The organism is Paenibacillus sp. FSL R10-2788 (assembly GCF_038003885.1).
Taxonomy (GTDB): Bacteria; Bacillota; Bacilli; order Paenibacillales; family Paenibacillaceae; genus Paenibacillus_AQ; species Paenibacillus_AQ odorifer.
Map to the genome: position 1 here is coordinate 6,654,592 of NZ_JBBOQA010000001.1, position 18,651 is coordinate 6,673,242.

Below are 18,651 nucleotides of genomic sequence, written 5' to 3' on the forward strand. Positions count from 1 at the left end.
AGATCAGGCGGCCATCCACTGTAACATTTGAGCTCAACTGGTTATTTTGCCGCCATTTCTACGATTTCGTTCGTGTAAGCCTCATCTACCTTAACCGGTTCTTTAATGACACCAAATTTAAGCGAAATATCAGCAGTTTGCTGGAACGCCGCCGCATCGGTATATCCCATCTTGGCACTGTCAAAGCCTTCAGGCAGAATCAGCTTAGCAACCTCAGTCATCATTGTCAGCTGATGTTCCTTCGTTGTACTGCCGTCTTCCGCTTGTTTCATCACACTGTCCACTGCGGCTGCAGGATCAGCAATTGCATCTTTCCAGCCTTTCAGGGAGGCACGTACAAACTTTGCCGCAGTCTCTTTGTTCTCCGCAAGCCATTCCTTATTGGCGAACAAGTTATCCTCAAGCATCGCAACGCCTTCCGTATTCATGTCGATGACATTCAGATCCTCAGCCTTAATGCCTGACTCCAACACTACTTGGTACTCGTTATAGGTCATCGCTGAGGCCGCATCGATCTGATCGCCCAAGAACTGATCCATCGTGAACCCTTGCTTCGTAAAGCTCAGATCCTTATTCGGATCGAACTTATATTTATCGAATAACGCTAATAGTTCAAACTCGTTGCCGCCCATCCAGTTGCCTACTTTTTTACCCTTAAGATCAGCGGCTGAGTTGATGCCCGCCGATTTTTTGGAAACCAGGACCAATCCGCTCTTTTGATAGATTTGCGCGATCTGCACCAGCGGCATTCCCTCTTCAAGACTCGGCAGCAAGCTGGCTACCCAACCCACACCGATATCTGCGGAGCCGCCTGCCACTTGCTGTTCCGGAACGATATCAGGCCCACCCGGCAGAATTTCTACATCCAAGCCTTCTTCCTTGTAATATCCTTTATCCTGCGCCACAAAATACCCAGCGAATTGTGCCTGCGGCACCCATTTCAGCTGTAGCTTCACTGTAACTGGATCAGCAGCCGGTTCAGTAGCAGCACTTGCGTCAGGAGCTGCTGATGCTTCAGGGGCAGTCGTAGCTTTAGCTGCCGAGTTATTATTGTTGCCACCGCAACCCGCCATTAAAGAAACACTCAACATCATCACGATTGCCAACAAACCACCACGAAATTTGCGTTTTTTCCCGTTCATCAACCGAACTCCCCCTATCGTAATTTAAGTTTGTAACAAGCACAGTATGGACAAGCATCGTGGTGCGTTTATGCATACAGCCGCGGGCGGTTTCTCTTTTCCATTCCCACTATGGCCGGATGTAATGAGGGTGAGATTAAGTACGCTGCGAAGGATGCCACTTAATGAATACTTTCTCCAGCCGCTCAACCACTAAATAGAAGAGCACGCCTGCAATTGCAGCCAGCACAATACAGGACCAGCCCAGTGGCATTTTGGCAACTTTAATGGAATTGGAGAGCAGATATCCAAGCCCCTTTGAGGAGAAAAAGAATTCCCCAACAATGGCGCCAATCATACTGGCAGTAGCATTAATCTTCAGTGCTGTAAATACATAGGGCAGACTGCTCTGAATCCGCAGATAACGGAACACTGCCGGTTTACCTGCCGCATAAGAATGCATCAGATCCAGCGCCAATGGATCAATCGCCGCCATGCCCTTATAGGCGTTGATCGCCATCGCTGCCATTGTAGTTGCTGTTACTATGGCAATTCGTGAGCCTATCCCATCTCCAAACCACAGATTCATGATGGGCGCGAGGGCGACGATGGGCACAGCATTTAGGGCGGCAACCAGCGTCAAGCTTCCACTCCCCCAGCGCGGCCAAGCCGTAGCGACTAAAGCGATCAGGAAGCCGATAGCAGAACCAACCAACATTCCCAGCACAGCTTCAGCAAGCGTGTATCCGGTATAGGACAACAACAAGCTGAAATTATCTCGCATGGTTTCGGCGATGGCTGTAGGTAGCGGGAGTTGATATTTTTTCAGATCAAAGATCTTATGAAAAAATTGAAATTCCCATAGTGCAAGAAATAACAGACCTGCCAGTACAGGCAGCAGCACCCCTGCACTAAATATCCTCTTCAGCATTCGTGAGCCGCCTCGACTCGCCGTAGCTTCCGCAGGTTTCGGAACGGCTACAGCATTCTTTTGTGTAGCCGTTAGCGCCGGCTGAGCCATTTCTTTACCAGTAGAGCCTATAAACGAGGTCTCCCGAACAGAGTTCGTTTCCATTAGCGGCTGCCTCCTTTCGGACGATATTCAGGCTGCCAAGGCGTTACTAGGCGTTCTATCAGACTAATTAACCAGTAGCTTACGATCCCCAGCAAAGCACCCACAATCACCGTAGACCAGAACATATAGGTGTGAGAGCTTCCATAATAGAGATTGCGCAGCATAATTACACCAATGCCATGCTGGGCACCCATAAGCTCCACCAGAATAGCTCCAGTCACAGCAAGTGGGGCAGCTATCTTAAGTCCACCGAACAAACCCGGCAAAGCCGCTGGGAATCTGAGCTTCCAATAGACCGCCCAAGGTTTAGCCGCGTAAGAATGCATCAATTCGAGCGCTGATGGATCTACACTCCGCAAGCCGCGCAGCATGTTCAGAGCCACCGGGAAAAAGGTGATATATCCCGAAATAATAATCCGCGAGGTCTGCTCATCGCGCACAATCCCGTAGATGATGGGTGCCAACCCCAGAATCGGAATCATCTGCGAGGCAATAGCATAAGGAAAAGTTAATTGCTCTATTGTCTTCGACAAGCTCATCAGCACCGCCAATGAGGCACCAGCTACCGCTCCAATCAGGAAGCCAACGCCAGCATTACCGAAGGTCGCGGCCCCCTCCTTCAAGAGCGTGCCTCCATACTGCCACAAGGTAGCTAACACCTCATGAACATATGGCAGCTTGGACTGTGCTAACGGTGTCTCCACCACATGGAGCAGCATCCAGGAAGTCCCTTCCCAGACTAGCAGCAGACCAAAAATCCAGACGAACAACGGCAGCAGACGACCTCGTACAAAGATACTGCCCCCTTTCATCACTACACCCCTTCGAAGCTGTCGCGAATACGTGCGATCAGTTCGAAAAACTCTGGGCTATTTCTCATTTCCGCCGTTCGCGGACGTGGCAGAGGAATTTCAACCACAGCGGACAAGCGACCCGGATGCGGGGAAAGAACAAACACCCGGTCAGAGAGGAATATAGATTCAGGAATACTATGAGTTACAAAAACAATTGTGTTCTGCACTTTACTCCAGACAGACAATAGCTCTTCATTCAATCGCTCACGCGTAAATTCATCCAGCGCAGAGAATGGCTCATCCATGAGCAGAATTTCCGGCTCCATCGATAGCGCTCTGGCAATCGCTACACGCTGTTGCATCCCGCCGCTGAGCTGCCACGGATATTTATCCGCAAAGCTCTGCAGCCCCACCAGATCAAGAAGCTCCATCGCCTTTTCCTCACGGATTGACTTCTTTACCCCCATCAGCTCCAGCGGCAATGTGATGTTATGCTTCACTTTCCGCCAGTCGTATAACACTGGACTTTGAAAAACAATGCCATATTTTTGCGCCAGCCTGGCTTCTCTGGCACTTTTCCCAGCTACCACAATGTTCCCGCCTGTTGGTGCTATGAGATCGGCCATCAGTCTAAGCAGCGTCGTTTTGCCACATCCGGAAGGTCCGAGCAGGGAGACGAACTCCCCTTTGGCAATATCAAGACTCACCTGATGCAGGGCAAGCACTTCCGCAGCTTCTGTCCGATAACGCATTTCAACATTCTCCAGCTGAATCTCAGGAATATTTGTCGCTAGTGATGACATCCTCAGCCCTCCTTTTCAAAATAAGTCATGTTTATAATGTTATATAAACTGACGTAATATAGATAAGATCAAGAAAACTTCTATCGCATGTAGTATTAACTAACATGTTACACGCTGCTCACTGGACTCTCACTAGACAATTAGTAAAATAGCTCCTGTTAAATTGCGTCATTTTGTCTAGGAGACATTTTTTTGACCACAAACCCGAAGTATTTTTTTATATCCGCAGATATGTGGTAATATTTATCCATATCTTTCCTCGGCAGGTGACAATAGACCCATGGGATCTATAATCTCGAATTATATTGTAATTGTTGCTATATCAGGTGTGCTGAGTGTCTTACTAGCCCTTTTCGCCTACTATAAAAAAACTGATTTCTTAGGAATCAGGGCTTTTGTTATAAGCTCCTTTACCTCTGCTATTTACACCTTCGGCTTCGCATTAGAGTTATCGGGGAAAACCCTGGAGGAAATCAGCTTCTGGATTAAGTTAGAATATCTGGGGATGCCCTTCATTGCGCCAGCTAGTCTAATCATGGTGATCCATTTCGTTGGGCTGGAGACGCTGTTTAAAAAAGGCATACGGGCGGCGTTATTTATCATTCCGTTCATTACAACGCTGCTGGTTTGGACCAATGATTACCATCATCTCTTCTATAAATCCATTTATTTACGGGAAAATACGCCCACCCCACTCGTTGATGTTGTGATGGGACCTTGGTATATCGTTCACGGCAGCTTTACTTTTGGCTGTCTGCTGGCAGCCATTTGCCTCATGATATGGCAGTGGAACCGGATGAAGCGGGTATACCGCAGGCAGATCATCACAATAATAATCGGGTTAAGCCTTCCAACACTTGGCTCTTTTTTGTATCTGATGGGCTTGACTCCTTACGGAATGGATCCCGTCCCGATCATTATGAGCCTGACCTCCTCCCTATATATTTGGGCTATTTTATCCCGGGGCATGTTAACGGCTGCGCCTATTGCTCGTGAGAATCTCTTCGAGAGCATGCGGGAGGGAGTGCTTGTCACCGACCGCTCGGACATGCTCGTCGATTACAATCGTGCAGCCGCGGATATGATAGAGGGGCTCAACTCCTCATCGATTGGCAAACCGCTAGCGCAATTGTTTCTTAACGCAGGCAAAGACGCCTTGTCCTATGTGATGGACGCCGAGCCGCTGTTGCGCGAAGAACGGGAAGTGGCTTGGAACAAAGCAGAGGAGGTCTGCTATTATCAAATCCGCTCCTCTCCGGTACAAAAACAAGAGGGGCACATAGCAGGACAGATGATCATGCTGATTGACGTGACTGAACGAATACTGCTTCAGGAGAAGCTGCGCCTATTGGCTACGATGGACAGCCTAACCGGTATCTATAACCGCTCCTATTTTTTGGAGCTGAGTCGAGCTCTGCTTGCCCGGTCCGCCAACCTGCGAAGTTCATTATCTATGATTTTGCTGGATGTGGACTTCTTCAAGAGCATTAATGACCGCTATGGACATCAATACGGAGATCAAGCTCTCCAGCATATTGTCCAAGTGTGCAGCAGACATCTGCGGGAGGGAGATCTCTTTGGCCGTTATGGTGGCGAGGAATTTGTGATCTGTCTGCCAGAGACGTCGCTTAAGCAAGCTGCATTGCTCTGCGAAACTATCCGCGCGGATATTGAACAAAGCACCTTATATACCGTCATCGGGCCCATTAATGTGACCGCCAGCTTTGGAGTTGTGGAGGCCCTAAGTCCAGAGGCTACTCTAGAAGAACTGCTATCTGAGGCCGACCATGCTCTGTATAGCTCTAAACGGAATGGACGCAACGCTGTGCATCTCTCCCAAAGGTCAGAAATCATTCTTTTCAAACCTGTTTAATGACAATCATGTCCCTTCCTGCGCATTCAACAACTGGCCTTATTTTTCATAGTCTGTTTTTAAGTTTAATAAGAGTTATCTGAAAAACTAATCAGAGTGTTGAGAGTAAAATTTGCTTGATGGGATATGGAGGCGTAAGAAATAATGAGGAACCATACAATGATGCAGTTTTTTGAATGGCATGTTGCTGCGGACGGGAAACACTGGGATCGCTTAAAAGAAACTGCACCCGCGCTAAAAGCCGTAGGCATTGATTCTGTTTGGGTACCTCCTGTGACAAAGGCCGTCTCCGCAGAAGATACAGGCTATGGCGTGTATGATCTATACGATCTGGGCGAATATGACCAAAAAGGTACGGTACGCACCAAATATGGCACCAAACAAGCACTGATCAACGCAATTTCGGAATGTCAAAAGAATGGCATCGCCGTTTACGTTGATTTGGTCATGAATCATAAGGCAGGCGCGGATGAAAAAGAAGTATTCCAAGTCATCGAGGTCGACCCCAATGATCGGATGAAAGAAATTTCGAAACCTTTCGAGATTGAGGGCTGGACAAAATTCACCTTCCCTGGCCGCGGGAATGAACACTCTGCCTTTAAGTGGAATCACAATCATTTTAACGGCACTGACTTTGACGCCAAAGAAGAGCGAACCGGCGTATTCCGCATAGTAGGCGAGAATAAAGCATGGAATCAGAATGTTGACGACGAGTTCGGAAACTATGATTATCTAATGTTCGCTAATATTGATTACAGCCATCCGGAAGTCAAAAAAGAAATGATCCAATGGGGAAAATGGCTGGTGGACACCCTCCACTGCAGCGGCTTCCGCTTGGATGCCATCAAACATATCAACCATGAGTTTGTTAAAGAATTCGCGGTAGAGATGTTTAATAAATGTGAGAAGGACTTCTATATCGTCGGTGAATTCTGGAATTCCGACTTAGAGTCCTGCCGACAATTTCTGAATACCGTCGATTATAAAATTGACCTCTTCGATGTATCCCTTCACTACAAGCTGCATTCAGCTTCCTTGGAGGGCAGAAACTATGATCTGACCAAAATTCTTGATGACACACTGGTGCAGACCCATCCCACCAATGCTGTAACCTTCGTTGACAATCATGATTCTCAGCCTCACGAAGCCCTGGAATCCTGGGTTGATGATTGGTTCAAGCAAAGTGCTTACGCGCTTATCCTGCTGCGACGGGATGGATATCCTGTGGTCTTTTACGGGGATTATTATGGGATCGAAGGACCAACACCTGTAGCAGGTAAAAAAGATGCGATTGACCCTCTGCTGTATACCCGCTATCACAAAGCTTATGGTGAACAGAAGGATTATTTCGATCATCCTAACACGATTGGCTGGACACGGCTCGGCGTGGAGGATATTGAACACTCCGGTTGTGCGGTGGTGATCAGTAATGGTGAGAATGGCCAGAAGAGAATGTTCGTAGGAGAACATCGCGCCGGTGAAGCATGGGTGGATTTCACCCATAACCATAAAGCCACCATAACCATTGAAAAAGATGGTTGGGCGACCTTCCCGGTCAATGGCGGCAGCGTCTCCGTCTGGGCTCTGCCGGATGCAGAAGCTGACAAGAAGTAAATCACTTGTACCTGATTAAAAAGGTGCCCAACGCCGTTTGGCGTTGGGCACCTTTTTTTAGTTATTCGCTTTATGCTCCGGATGTCGGGATACAAGCCTCACCAGATCCAGCGTTAAGACGGGTAATGTTAGGGACGCTGGATAAGCCAAGTAACGCGGCTCCCACTCTGGATTGAACTTTTCCTTGTAACGACGCAATCTGGCAAAACCGTAACCATGCCCATGCCCACCTCTATTAAACACTTGATGAGCCAGCTTCTCCTCCTTCAGAGCTCCGGGGTCCTGCCCCCCACTGGATGATAGAGGAGTGTTGCCTAGATTAAATCGCCGATACCCCTTGGACTTCGCCCATTCCAGCATACAAACCAATAAATAATCTACCGTCCCGTTTGGGACATTCTTCCGCTGGCGCAACAAATCTACGGACAGGGTCAATCCTTGATCATACCCCGGGGCAATAGAAGCAAATGCCAGTATTGTACCTTTGGCGTTCCGCAGCACCGCAATGGGAGCCAGTTGCAGATAGTCGACCTTAAACCAGCCTAACGAATAACCCTTTTCCGCTCGGCCATTCAACCACTCGTCCGAAATCGCTCGCAGTTCTCTCAGCAAACTATCAGCAAGCGGCGCTTCTGTAATTTCAACAAACATGCCTTCCCGTTCAAAACGATCGCTTACACTTTGCAGATCACCTTTCTTCAGACCACTGAGTGCAATGTTATCAAGGCTTATCACTGCCTCTTCACCCAGCTTAAAAAAGCGATAGCCCTGCTCCTGATAGACCGATAAAAAAGCAGGTGAAGCTTGATAGAAAACTACAACCAGACCATACTGATCTGCAGCTTGTCTAAATTCACTGATGGCTTCATTTATTAAGCTTCTCTCTCCCAGCGGATCACCCAGCACAACGAGCTTATCCCTAACTCTGGCGAAAGCGAGCAGCACTTTATCGTTCTGAGCCCAGAAGAAGCCCTTATCACCCAAAAATAACGTATGCGTTAAGGTATTGCCTTGAACTCCATCTAGAAAATGTTTCAGCTTAGCTACATCCAAGGTCCCGAACAGCTCGTTCTCCTTATGATGGGGCCTGAGGTTTACCCACATTATGAGCAGTACCCAAGACAAGACCAATCCCCCCACTGCCGTAAATGCAACATGACTATACCGCTGCAACCATTCAGGCTGCACACCCGGAGGCAGATGCTTCAGAAATCCACGATGTACATAACAGCCCATCAGATAGTAGCTTAGTGCAATCACTGAAGTGAGGACAAACCACCGGATCGCGCTCTGCCTGCTGATTGGCGCACTAATCCGATAAAACCGCGATCTGGATATCCAAAGAATAAGCGCTACTATAAGTAGCAACAGTGCCTCTTCATAATCAAAACCCTTAGTGACTGCAAACAACGATCCAATAAACAGAAGTATGCTAGTCCATACATATGCACTATGAACCCGCAATGTAATGCCCCGCGACAATAAAATCAGCATAAAACCAATAAGTACAGACAGATGATGAGATAGCTGCATTACCGGAAACGGCAATATTTCCTCCGTAATCTTCAACCTATACAGCAATCCGGGTACTGCTGCAGATAGTAAGAGAATAAGCCCGCTAGCTAGTACCAGCTTGCCAAGAGCCCACATTCCAAGATCGCTCAGAAAGGTATACTGACCCGGCCAGCCCCAGATCTTCTGCCATTTGTTAAGAGAGGGTTCGAACCCTGGAACTGAACGATCTTGATCCTTTTTTCCTTGCAGACCAATTTCCAGTGCAGCCAGCACCAATCCGATCAACCAAGGAATGACATAATAAAACAATCGAAAGATGACAAGCACCGCCATCGCCTTATCGGTCTGGTAGCCAAGCTGTGTCAGCCCGAGCAAGGCAATAAGGTCAAATGCACCGATACCGCCGGGTGCCATACTCAAGATGCCGGCAATGGCAGCAATCGTAAATATACCAAAGATAGCTATAAAATGGACCTCATCCAAGAGATGGCTGCTGATGGTCCAAAACGTCACGCCAGCAAAGCTCCATTCTAGAAAGGAAGCACCGACGGAATTAACGACTGTAAGCCATGGTGTTCTACCTTTTCCCCGGTTAATCCATTTCGCATAAAGCGATGAGCGCTGCACAAACACAAAAACCGGTAAATAAAGCGCCATACCCCATACTGCAAATACCAGCCAGCGATGTTCTTCCAGCAAAGCCGTGGCCGGGAGTAAACCAAAGATATTCGCCCATGAAAGTAGTGATAACCCGGTAATCATAAGCGGCGACAGAAATACAATGGCGGGCGTTAGCACGGAGGTCGGCACTCCGCTTTTTTTATACAGCAGCGTCCTTAAACCAACTCCAGCCAGACCTGCAAACCCAATCAAGTTATTAAATGTATTAGCAATCCATGCATACCGAAAGGTACTCCACAGCCCTACTTTTAAACGAAAATGTGCCCGAATCAAATAATCATAAGCACTCATCACAGCTACGGAAAGAAGTGCAAAACCAATCATTTGCAAAATAGCAGACGTAGGTACTCGCCTTAGTTCACGCATTATAAGTCCTAAATGAACCTGCTTCAGCTCATGTTGCCCCTCCCAGTATACGAACGCTATGATAGCCACTGGAAAAAGAGCTCTGACCGCCCGGATCCGATAGATAGATAAGATCAGTCTTACAATTTTGAATCTTTCTAGTGTCTGTTGCTTTGAATACATGAGCCCACCTGCCTTTACCGCTGACACACGTTGTGCTAGACAATTTTTACAACTAGTCCATTATAGCAATTCTTGGAATAGAAGACCCGTGATAATCAACACCTACTCTATTAGACTGCCAGCAAATCCCTAACCCCTGCAACAGTTAAAGATTTTATGGAAAATGAGGATAAGCATAGTTAATATATTACGAAGCTGGACTGATCAATATGACGGAACTTTATTTTAGCGGTATCTTTCTAGTATTAGCCAACAATGTGATAAAAGAACATTTAAATTGTAGTCTAAACTTAAAAATACATAACAAAAAGGACATCCCTCACGGCAAAGGATGCCCTTTTTGTTATGTAACACGATTTAGTATGATTTATACACGGATATCAAATCTGCCTTGGCTATCCGTTGTTGCGTTAGCGATCTCTTGCGGGCTTGCCGCAGCAAGTGCATTGTTTGCAGGTTTGGCAGGTGCTTCTGCACTACTGCTTGCTGCGGAAGCACTGCTCTGCGACTTCTGGGAAATCTGTGCCTCGATCTGCTTGATCTGCTGCTCAATCTGTTTCGTTTTCGTTTCTTTGGTCTTCGCGTCATCCGAGCTGGCATCAATCTTGTCCAATTCGGCTTCCAGCTTCGCTTTTTGTTTCTCGAGCGCGCTGGTATCTGTAGTACTAGACGTCGAGGTGGTATACGATGTAGAACCTGAGACTGCGGATATACTCATAATCATCCCTCCCTTCTTACCTCCAATATAATCCTTTTGCAGATAAGGAACGTTAAAACCCGCTGAAAGTTTGCTGAAAGTATTGCTCGCTTTCAAGGTTATAAGGATAAGCTGTTAGGAATTGGTGTTTCCCCGTCTGACCAACAGAAAATAAGACAGAATAGAGAGAACACCCGTACAGGCAATCACAATCGCCATCGGAAGTGCTGAGTCTACGCCCCCAAGGCCCACAAGCGGTGCTACACAGCTACCAAGCAGCAACGGTAACAGTCCGATTAAAGCCGAAGCACTGCCTGCGGCTTCTCCTTGGTCCTGCATTGCAAGTGAGAAGCTGGTTGCTCCGACAATCCCCACACTGGAGACAACAGCGAACAGACAGATTAGAATAGGGATCAGCCCTCCCCCTACCAGGATCGTAAGCAGCAGCAAGACGCCCCCCGTTGTACAGAGCAGCAACCCGCTAAGCAGCAGCTTCGTCTCACTCACCTTACCAGCTAGTCTGCCGGCGATTTGACCTGTAATAATAATCCCAATCCCGTTCACAGCAAAGATCAAACTGTATACCTGCGGAGTAACCGCAAAAATATTTTGCAAAACAAAAGATGACCCTGAGATATAAGCGAACATAGACGCTGTAACAAAGCCTTGGGACAAGGCATAACCCATAAACTTGCGGTTGCCAAGTAACACCTTAAAGGTAAGCAGAGTACCCTTCAACCCGCTCTTGGAGCGCCGCTCCTTCGGCAATGTCTCAGGCAAGCGCAGGAGAATCGTCAAGCAGAAGATAATTCCGGCAGCAAATAATACGAGGAATATCCCCTGCCATGTAGTCACTCTTAAAAGCTGTCCTCCAATGACTGGAGCCAAAATCGGACCCAGACCATTAACAATCATCAATAAAGAGAAAAATTTCGTTAGTTCAGAGCCACTATACAGATCACGCACAGCCGCCCTAGAGACAACTACACCCACTGAACCAGCAAGACCTTGAATAAACCGCAAAACAATTAAAAGTCCAATCGAAGGACTAAAAGCACATAGCACTGAGGAAACGGCATAGATGAACATCCCTATAAGCAGTGGACGGCGACGTCCATATACATCACTCAGTGGTCCAGCTACTAACTGACCTGAGGCCAGTCCCAATAAAAAGAAGGTGAGACTTAGCTGCACCAAAGCAGCCGTCGTACCGAAATCGTCGACAAGTGTAGGCAGCGCCGGCAAATACATGTCAATCGACAACGGCCCAATGGTTGTAATGGAGCCCAGAATAACAGCAAGTTGCAATCTCTGCTTCCTAGAGGGTCCATCTACAGCAAGTTTATTAGCATTTTGCATTCCAATCATGATCCTTACGTCAACCTTTCTAAAGCAACCCGGGGGCCTTTTTTTGTATTCTTCATACTAACGTAAAGGAACTCAAATGATCAATCCTTTTATAAGGCCTCATTCGGGGCTAATAACTTAAAAATAACCGCCAAAAGGCGGTTATCCTAATTGTTTTATGCATTTTGAGATGTGCTAAATCCCTGCAGCCAATCTTTGGCGGCTTCGGCTTCCGCCATACTCAAACGGTGACCTTGGTTGCCCCAATGGGTTGTAACCTCAGCGCCTGCTTTCTGCAGAATCCCCTCTAGCTCCTGAGTTTCCGTAGATGTTATTAGCGGATCATTCATACCTGCCCCAATAAAGATAGACACCCCTTCAAGAGAAGGAAGCTCCACATTGCGTAATGGCACCATCGGATGCAACAGCACTGCCGCGCGGAAAATGTCCTTATAATGAAACAAAAGGCTACCAGCAATGTTTGCACCGTTAGAGTAACCAACCGCTACCAGATTGTTGGCATCAAACCCGTATTTTTCTGACGCTTCATCCAGAAATTTCTTAATCTCATGGGTACGGAAAACTAAGTCCGCTTCATCGAACACTCCTTCTGCCAGCCGACGGAAGAATCGTGGCATGCCATTCTCCAGCACATTGCCCCGTATACCTAGCACCGATGAATCTGGGGATAACATCTCAGCCAGCGGCAGCAAATCCTGCTCATTACCACCTGTACCATGAAACAACACTAACGTAGGTTTAGTTATATCTTTACCTTTATGGAATACATGAATCATCCCTGCTTCACCTCAATTTCTCTTACTTGAATAGGCGTTAAGTTTTCTTCGATGGCCGCGCGATGCGGCTCAAACCAGGACGGCAGCATCAACTTTTCACCCAACGCATCTGGGGCTTCATCACGGGCAAAACCTGGAGGATCTGTAGCGATCTCGAACAGGATTCCTCCTCTTTCACGGAAATAGATCGCATTAAAATACTGACGGTCTTGAACGGGTGTAGGTCTATGCCCATGACTCTGTACATGGCGCGACCATTCCAGTTGCTCTGCATCATCCTTTGCCCGCCACGCGATGTGATGAACTGTCCCTGCACCTCCCGCTCCGAGCGGAACGGGTGATGTCTTCAAATCAATAATATTACCTAGCTCCCCGTTGGTTCTATACCGAGTATATCCATCTCCGTCAGCAATTTGTTCCATGCCCAGCGTATGAACAAGTGTCTCAGTTGTTTGCAACGGATTGCTGCTATACAGCACAGCCCCGCCAAAACCTTTGATCGCGTATTTAGTAGGAATCCCACCAAAGGACCACTTACTGAGCGGGCCTTCCTCACGTTCCACCAGTTCAATCCGCAGACCGTCGTAATCGGCAAAAGCTAAATAGGGTTCCGAGATCCGACTTCCTTTTGTAACCGAAATTCCGTATTCAGCAAGGCGTTGTTCCCAGAATTGCAGAGCACCAACCGGCACTGCGTAGATCGTTACGCCAACTTGACCACTGCCGATTCTGCCTCTACGCCCTACAGGTGAAGGGAAAAATGTAATAATCGTTCCCGGAGCACCCTGCTCATTCCCAAAGTATAAATGATAGACCTCTGGAGCATCAAAATTAATCGTTTTTTTCACGAGCCGTAGGCCCAGAATCCCGGCGTAGAAATCAACATTGCGCTGAGCGTCTCCGACAAAAGCTGTAATATGGTGTATTCCTGCAGTTTGAAGTGTCATTATTATAAACTCCCTTCTTAGTTAAAAAACAATGCATCTAGAGAAATCGAACCTGGTCCCGTAAGCGCCACACCTACCGCAAATACCAGAACCGTGAGCGGAAACTCAATCCCGTTCGAAGTGGACCAGAAACCATTTGGAGCATGAACCTTAACGATTGCCCCCAGCATCGTGGCAGCGATCAACACCGCTGCAACAGGCGTTAACAGTCCTGCCGCGAACATAAATCCGCCCACCAGCTCCATAATCCCTGCTAAAATCGCCATAGTCACACCCGGTTTGATTCCGATGGACTCCATCCAGCCTCCCGTACCCTTCGGACCGTAGCCTCCGAACCATCCAAATAGCTTTTGTGCACCATGTCCTATAAACGCAAGTCCAATCACCAATCTCATTAATAACAGTCCTACACTTATCATTTTTACATTCCCCTATTCCTTTGATTTAATTATCTTAACATTAAGATATTGGATAAAAAAGAGCGCCCGGCGAACCGGAATAACCTATGGGCTGCTCTCCTCTTCCCTCTTCTATCTACAACTCGGAGGCGTTAAACGTATCGCCGCCCTTAATCGTACCCGAGTTAAAACCTTTGTAGAACCAGCGCTTTCTCTGCTCTGAGGTACCGTGAGTGAAACTATCCGGCACTGCATAGCCCTGAGCCTGCTTCTGAATCGTATCATCGCCGACGGCGCTTGCAGCTGCCAGAGCTTCCTCTAAGTCGCCTTCCTCCAGCAGATTCATACCCTGAGCATGATTGGCCCAGACACCGGCGAAATAATCAGCCTGCAGCTCAAAACGAACCTGATATTTGTTGTACTCCTTCTCACTCAACGTCTGACGAAGGGAATCGAGCTGTTTCGAGGTGCCTAGTAATGTCTGTACATGATGTCCAACCTCATGGGCAATAACATAAGCCATGGCGAAGTCGCCCGGCGCATGGAAGCGTTGCTGCAACTCATCATAAAAGCTCAGATCAATATATAGTTTGGCGTCACCCGGACAGTAGAACGGACCGACTGCCGAGGTCGCTGTTCCGCAAGCAGAGTCTACACTCCCACTGTATAGCACTAAGGTGGGGTCCGTATAGGTCATTCCCTGCTGCTGAAAAATCTCACCCCAAACCTCCTCTGTGTCGGCAAGAACTACCGATACAAACTCCGCAAGCTCTTGCTCCTCTGCGGTCTGTTCATAAGGGGCCGTTGAACTGGAGCCTGTGGAAGTCAAACTTCCCAGGATATCCCCGGCATTGCCTCCACTGAGTAACGTGATGACCAGGACAAGGATAATTCCTCCGATCCCGCCACCAATCATCTTGCCGCCGCCGCTCATGCTTCTGCGGTCCTCCACGTTCGAACTCCCTCTTCTTCCCTGCCATTTCATGGCCAAGCCCCCAGTCGAAATATCAGGTAATCTTAAGTAAATGGCTACCTGGCTTCGTTAAGTTAAATATCTTATTAGTGATATACCCAAAAAAGCAGGGTTTCACTTATACTTACTGGAGTTGGGAGAATGAGGATGGAGCCGAACTACTTCCAACCTTATAGAGGCGCCTAGTTATTCGTCATGTTCGCAGCGCCTACACACCTTTGCCAAGCTTTTTCATTAATTCGCTAGCCTGGACTTTCTCTTCCTTATCTAATCCACCCATCAAATCATGAATTGAGGCTACATGACGAGGGAAAATCTCATCAAACAGTTCACGGCCTGCATCCGTAATCTCCGCATAAGTAACGCGGCGATCCTCGCTACAGGGTACACGTTTCAGCAGTCCCTTTTTCTCCAACTTGTCGATATTATAGGTAATGCTTCCGCTCGTAACGAGAATTTTCTCCCCGATCTGTTGCAGCGGAATCCGCGTTCTATGGTAAAGTACTTCAAGCACCATGAATTCAGCCGAAGCCAAGCCATAACTCTTCATATCCTTCACCGCATGATCCATTAGGCTCTTATAAGCCTTAGATAAGACTACGAACAATTTCAGTGAGGCGGCTTGTTCTTCGTCAGGTGCACTCTCTGTATTACGCAGATTTACTTGTTTATCACTCATCAATTCCACCTCCACTTCAATCAAACTTGTATTCAATCCATTTATTTGTCTTTACATTAAATATCTTTAAGTTAAGATAACTATACGACTTCCCATCCTCCTTGTCAACCTCATCGCTAAAAAAGTCACTTCCGTCTAGAGACCGGTAAGTTTCCTTTGACACTTTACAGGGAGTGATAAAAATCACCCCAAGTTTGACCTGACCTATAAAAGGGCGTATTCTTGTCTTTACGAATGACTATTTAGTAAGCGATTTCAATACCCTAAAGGAGGCGACCTGATGAGTTCGTTCAATCCAACCCCTACCGAAGAAGCTATGGAAGGGCAGGCTGGAGCACGACGCGTGCTGATCGTGACAGCCGTAGACGCGGAGCGTGACGCGGTCCTGCGCGGCCTGCAAGGCAGCGACAGGTTCCATGTTATCGCTGCCGGCGCAGGGCCGGCAGCGGCGGCGGCGGGAACCGCTGCGGCACTCGCAGCCGGTTCTTACGGCTGCGTATTGAGCGTCGGGATCGGCGGCGGATTCCCGGGGCTGGCACCTTTAGGCTCGCTGGTTGTAGCCAGCGAGATGATTGCCGCCGACCTCGGGGCCGAGACGCCGGAGGGCTTCCGCAGCGCTGCCGAGCTCGGCTTCGGCAGCGTGTCCGTGCCGGCTGACCGCGGCACGGTGCAAGCGGTTTCGGCCGCGCTGGCTGCGGCCGGGTTACCCGTAAGCACGGGCACCGTGCTTACGGTCTCGACGGCGACCGGCACCGCGGAGACGGCCGCCGCCCATCTCGCGCGGCATCCCCATGCCGTCGCGGAAGCGATGGAGGGCCACGGAGTCGCCGTGGCCGCCCAGGCGCTGGGGCTCCCGGTACTGGAGCTCCGCGCCATCTCGAACCCGGTCGGTCCCCGCGACCGGGCCGCTTGGAAGATCGGTGATGCAATGGAAGCATTAACGGCGGCAGCCGCTATATTACTGGAGGTGCTGTAATGACAACTGAGCTTAATATCGCTTTTTCCCCTTGCCCTAACGATACCTTTGTATTTCATGCCTGGGCGCACGGGCTTGTCCCGAATGCACCTAAGCTGAATGTAACCTATGCCGACATTGATATTACCAATACGCTGGCCGCTGACGGAGAAGGACCAGAAGTCCTCAAAATCTCCTACGCTGCTCTGCCTTGGGTTCTGGAGCGGTACAAACTGCTGCCATGCGGCGGCGCTTTAGGTCGCGGCTGCGGCCCGCTGCTGCTTACAGCAAGTGGACCCCATGCGATCAAACGCCCAGAAAAGCTAGCCGGACGCCGGATTGCTGTGCCTAGCGAACGCTCTACGGCTTATTTGCTTTTCCGATTATGGGCAGCACAAAATGTAACTGGAGGCATCGGCGAAATAGTCGTAATGCCTTTCGATGAGATTATGCCTGCCGTACGGGATGGTCATATCGATGCAGGGCTGGTAATTCACGAAGCCCGCTTCACTTACGCCTCGTATGGTCTTAATATGCTAACTGATTTAGGCAGCTGGTGGGAAAGCGATACCGGACTGCCCATTCCTCTCGGCGCTATCATTGCCCGCCGTGATTTAGATGCCGATGCTATCACTGGCTGGATTCGCAGCTCTCTTCAGTATGCGTGGGATCATCCTACCGATTCCAGAGACTATGTGCTTAGCCATGCTCAAGAGTTGGCTCCTGAAGTGGCTAAATCCCACATCGATCTCTACGTGAATGACTTCTCGATGAATCTGGGTGATGACGGCTATGCCGCAATCTCTGCCCTGCTTGATCGTGCTGCGGCAGAAGGACTTGTGCCTGCAATTGATCCAGCACTGCTTCGTTAACATTCACTAGATAGTTTAACAATCCCCGGCTACACCTAAAAGGTGTTCTCCGGGGATTTTATTTATTCTACGTAACATTCCCAGCCAGCCATTATTTGGCTTATCGAACCAGTGATTATACAATAGACCTATAAACATGATCTATGAGGGAGGATCACATGATACCTGAAAAAAACAGCAAACAAAACATCGACCGCTTTCTGGGCTTTCAAGATGAATATGACCGCTACCGTCCCGAAGCCCCTGTGATGATTATCAAATTGCTAACAGATTACTTGGGTACCACCCCTTCACTCGTCGCAGATATAGGCTGCGGTACGGGTTTGTCTACTTTTCTCTGGAACGATGTTGCAGAACGCGTAATCGGTATCGAACCCAATCCAGATATGTTGGGAAAAGCAATCGATAAACTTAGCAGATTAGAAGAACCCCAATCAATTACTTTTGTGCAAGGCTACTCTAACCAGCTTCCGCTTGCATCAGATAGTGTAGACATAGTTACCTGCTCACAATCATTCCACTGGATGGACCCTGAGAGTACACTGCAAGAAATCTCCCGGGTCTTAAAAAAAGGCGGAGTCTTTGCCGCCTACGATTGCGATTGGCCTTTATCTCTTCAGCAAAATGTAGAAGAACGATACAACCAGCTAATCTCCAAAACAGAAGAATGGCTGGCCTCGCTTTTACCTAATGAGGAGAGAGCACATAAATGGGACAAAGAAGGCCATTTGTCACGGATCAAAGCTAGTGGGGCCTTCTCTTTTGCCAGAGAAATCGTATTCCACAACCTAGAGTCCTGCGATGCCCAGCGATATATCGGTTTAACCCTAAGTCAAGGGGGAGTGCAAACCGTAATGAAGCTAGACGCCACCTTGCTTGAACAAGACATCGCCGATTACACCGCCGCAGTTAAACAGCATTTTAAAGGCAGAACATTAGAGGTTCTGATCAGCTATCGCATGAGAATCGGCATCAAATAATC

The 18,651-nt window shown here is 48.3% G+C and carries 17 protein-coding genes; 5 read left to right on the plus strand and 12 right to left on the minus strand.

The window, feature by feature from the left end:
- Window positions 1-41 precede the first annotated feature (41 nt).
- The 4 genes from NSQ50_RS29550 to NSQ50_RS29565 form a co-directional block, all read right to left on the minus strand.
- Window positions 42-1,142, minus strand: coding sequence for an ABC transporter substrate-binding protein (locus NSQ50_RS29550; RefSeq protein ID WP_076222362.1), 1,101 nt, complete (start codon window positions 1,140-1,142; stop codon window positions 42-44).
- 136 nt (window positions 1,143-1,278) lie between these two features.
- A complete protein-coding gene (locus NSQ50_RS29555; protein WP_051491221.1) occupies window positions 1,279-2,196 on the minus strand; it encodes an ABC transporter permease in 918 nt (305 codons plus the stop codon).
- Window positions 2,196-3,008, minus strand: coding sequence for an ABC transporter permease (locus tag NSQ50_RS29560; protein WP_051491222.1), 813 nt, complete (start codon window positions 3,006-3,008; stop codon window positions 2,196-2,198). The genes NSQ50_RS29555 and NSQ50_RS29560 overlap by 1 nt, the downstream gene beginning before the upstream one ends.
- Window positions 3,009-3,010: 2 nt before the next feature.
- Window positions 3,011-3,793, minus strand: a complete 783-nt coding sequence (locus NSQ50_RS29565; protein ID WP_036682061.1) for an ABC transporter ATP-binding protein — start codon at window positions 3,791-3,793, stop codon at window positions 3,011-3,013.
- A 280-nt stretch (window positions 3,794-4,073) separates the two neighbouring features.
- On the opposite strand from NSQ50_RS29565, the gene NSQ50_RS29570 reads away from it, so the two are divergent.
- Together NSQ50_RS29570 and NSQ50_RS29575 are read left to right on the plus strand one after the other, a co-directional pair.
- Window positions 4,074-5,666, plus strand: a complete 1,593-nt coding sequence (locus tag NSQ50_RS29570) for a histidine kinase N-terminal 7TM domain-containing diguanylate cyclase (RefSeq protein ID WP_076222363.1) — start codon at window positions 4,074-4,076, stop codon at window positions 5,664-5,666.
- A gap of 141 nt (window positions 5,667-5,807) precedes the next feature.
- Entirely contained in the window at window positions 5,808-7,280 is a 1,473-nt protein-coding gene (locus tag NSQ50_RS29575) for an alpha-amylase (RefSeq protein ID WP_036682065.1), read from the plus strand.
- A gap of 57 nt (window positions 7,281-7,337) precedes the next feature.
- Here NSQ50_RS29575 and mprF read toward each other — a convergent pair whose 3' ends face one another.
- The 8 genes from mprF to NSQ50_RS29615 form a co-directional block, all read right to left on the minus strand.
- Complete coding sequence (gene mprF / locus NSQ50_RS29580) at window positions 7,338-10,004, minus strand: bifunctional lysylphosphatidylglycerol flippase/synthetase MprF (protein ID WP_076222364.1); 2,667 nt, start codon at window positions 10,002-10,004, stop codon at window positions 7,338-7,340.
- A 367-nt stretch (window positions 10,005-10,371) separates the two neighbouring features.
- Window positions 10,372-10,722, minus strand: coding sequence for a FlxA-like family protein (locus NSQ50_RS29585; protein WP_076132668.1), 351 nt, complete (start codon window positions 10,720-10,722; stop codon window positions 10,372-10,374).
- 114 nt (window positions 10,723-10,836) lie between these two features.
- On the minus strand, window positions 10,837-12,060 hold the full coding sequence (locus NSQ50_RS29590; protein WP_036682442.1) for a multidrug effflux MFS transporter: 1,224 nt from the start codon (window positions 12,058-12,060) through the stop codon (window positions 10,837-10,839).
- A gap of 164 nt (window positions 12,061-12,224) precedes the next feature.
- Complete coding sequence (locus tag NSQ50_RS29595) at window positions 12,225-12,845, minus strand: alpha/beta hydrolase (protein ID WP_076222365.1); 621 nt, start codon at window positions 12,843-12,845, stop codon at window positions 12,225-12,227.
- On the minus strand, window positions 12,842-13,792 hold the full coding sequence (locus NSQ50_RS29600) for a ring-cleaving dioxygenase (protein ID WP_076222366.1): 951 nt from the start codon (window positions 13,790-13,792) through the stop codon (window positions 12,842-12,844). The genes NSQ50_RS29595 and NSQ50_RS29600 overlap by 4 nt, the downstream gene beginning before the upstream one ends.
- Window positions 13,793-13,809: 17 nt before the next feature.
- On the minus strand, window positions 13,810-14,211 hold the full coding sequence (locus NSQ50_RS29605) for a DoxX family protein (RefSeq protein WP_036682076.1): 402 nt from the start codon (window positions 14,209-14,211) through the stop codon (window positions 13,810-13,812).
- A 115-nt stretch (window positions 14,212-14,326) separates the two neighbouring features.
- On the minus strand, window positions 14,327-15,175 hold the full coding sequence (gene ypfJ / locus NSQ50_RS29610) for a KPN_02809 family neutral zinc metallopeptidase (protein WP_076222367.1): 849 nt from the start codon (window positions 15,173-15,175) through the stop codon (window positions 14,327-14,329).
- A gap of 196 nt (window positions 15,176-15,371) precedes the next feature.
- Entirely contained in the window at window positions 15,372-15,842 is a 471-nt protein-coding gene (locus tag NSQ50_RS29615) for a MarR family winged helix-turn-helix transcriptional regulator (RefSeq protein ID WP_076222368.1), read from the minus strand.
- A 280-nt stretch (window positions 15,843-16,122) separates the two neighbouring features.
- Between NSQ50_RS29615 and NSQ50_RS29620 the strand changes: the two genes are divergently transcribed.
- The 3 genes from NSQ50_RS29620 (at window position 16,123) to NSQ50_RS29630 (ending at window position 18,649) form a co-directional block, all read left to right on the plus strand.
- Window positions 16,123-16,818, plus strand: a complete 696-nt coding sequence (locus tag NSQ50_RS29620; RefSeq protein ID WP_081383981.1) for a futalosine hydrolase — start codon at window positions 16,123-16,125, stop codon at window positions 16,816-16,818.
- Window positions 16,818-17,669 (plus strand): 1,4-dihydroxy-6-naphthoate synthase, encoded by an 852-nt coding sequence (locus NSQ50_RS29625; RefSeq protein WP_076132680.1) that lies wholly within the window; start codon window positions 16,818-16,820, stop codon window positions 17,667-17,669. The genes NSQ50_RS29620 and NSQ50_RS29625 overlap by 1 nt, the downstream gene beginning before the upstream one ends.
- A 158-nt stretch (window positions 17,670-17,827) precedes the next feature.
- Window positions 17,828-18,649, plus strand: coding sequence for a class I SAM-dependent methyltransferase (locus tag NSQ50_RS29630; RefSeq protein ID WP_076222369.1), 822 nt, complete (start codon window positions 17,828-17,830; stop codon window positions 18,647-18,649).
- Window positions 18,650-18,651: the final 2 nt, after the last annotated feature.

Bases quoted from the DNA above. Each gene is read 5' to 3' on its own strand.
- NSQ50_RS29550 (WP_076222362.1), bottom strand. From the start codon at position 1,142: ATGAACGGGAAAAAACGCAAATTTCGTGGTGGTTTGTTGGCAATCGTG.
- NSQ50_RS29555 (WP_051491221.1), bottom strand. From the start codon at position 2,196: ATGGAAACGAACTCTGTTCGGGAGACCTCGTTTATAGGCTCTACTGGT.
- NSQ50_RS29560 (WP_051491222.1), bottom strand. From the start codon at position 3,008: ATGAAAGGGGGCAGTATCTTTGTACGAGGTCGTCTGCTGCCGTTGTTC.
- NSQ50_RS29565 (WP_036682061.1), bottom strand. From the start codon at position 3,793: ATGTCATCACTAGCGACAAATATTCCTGAGATTCAGCTGGAGAATGTT.
- NSQ50_RS29570 (WP_076222363.1), top strand. From the start codon at position 4,074: ATGGGATCTATAATCTCGAATTATATTGTAATTGTTGCTATATCAGGT.
- mprF (WP_076222364.1), bottom strand. From the start codon at position 10,004: ATGTATTCAAAGCAACAGACACTAGAAAGATTCAAAATTGTAAGACTG.
- NSQ50_RS29585 (WP_076132668.1), bottom strand. From the start codon at position 10,722: ATGAGTATATCCGCAGTCTCAGGTTCTACATCGTATACCACCTCGACG.
- NSQ50_RS29590 (WP_036682442.1), bottom strand. From the start codon at position 12,060: ATGCAAAATGCTAATAAACTTGCTGTAGATGGACCCTCTAGGAAGCAG.
- NSQ50_RS29595 (WP_076222365.1), bottom strand. From the start codon at position 12,845: ATGATTCATGTATTCCATAAAGGTAAAGATATAACTAAACCTACGTTA.
- NSQ50_RS29600 (WP_076222366.1), bottom strand. From the start codon at position 13,792: ATGACACTTCAAACTGCAGGAATACACCATATTACAGCTTTTGTCGGA.
- NSQ50_RS29605 (WP_036682076.1), bottom strand. From the start codon at position 14,211: ATGATAAGTGTAGGACTGTTATTAATGAGATTGGTGATTGGACTTGCG.
- ypfJ (WP_076222367.1), bottom strand. From the start codon at position 15,175: ATGAAATGGCAGGGAAGAAGAGGGAGTTCGAACGTGGAGGACCGCAGA.
- NSQ50_RS29615 (WP_076222368.1), bottom strand. From the start codon at position 15,842: ATGAGTGATAAACAAGTAAATCTGCGTAATACAGAGAGTGCACCTGAC.
- NSQ50_RS29620 (WP_081383981.1), top strand. From the start codon at position 16,123: ATGAGTTCGTTCAATCCAACCCCTACCGAAGAAGCTATGGAAGGGCAG.
- NSQ50_RS29625 (WP_076132680.1), top strand. From the start codon at position 16,818: ATGACAACTGAGCTTAATATCGCTTTTTCCCCTTGCCCTAACGATACC.
- NSQ50_RS29630 (WP_076222369.1), top strand. From the start codon at position 17,828: ATGATACCTGAAAAAAACAGCAAACAAAACATCGACCGCTTTCTGGGC.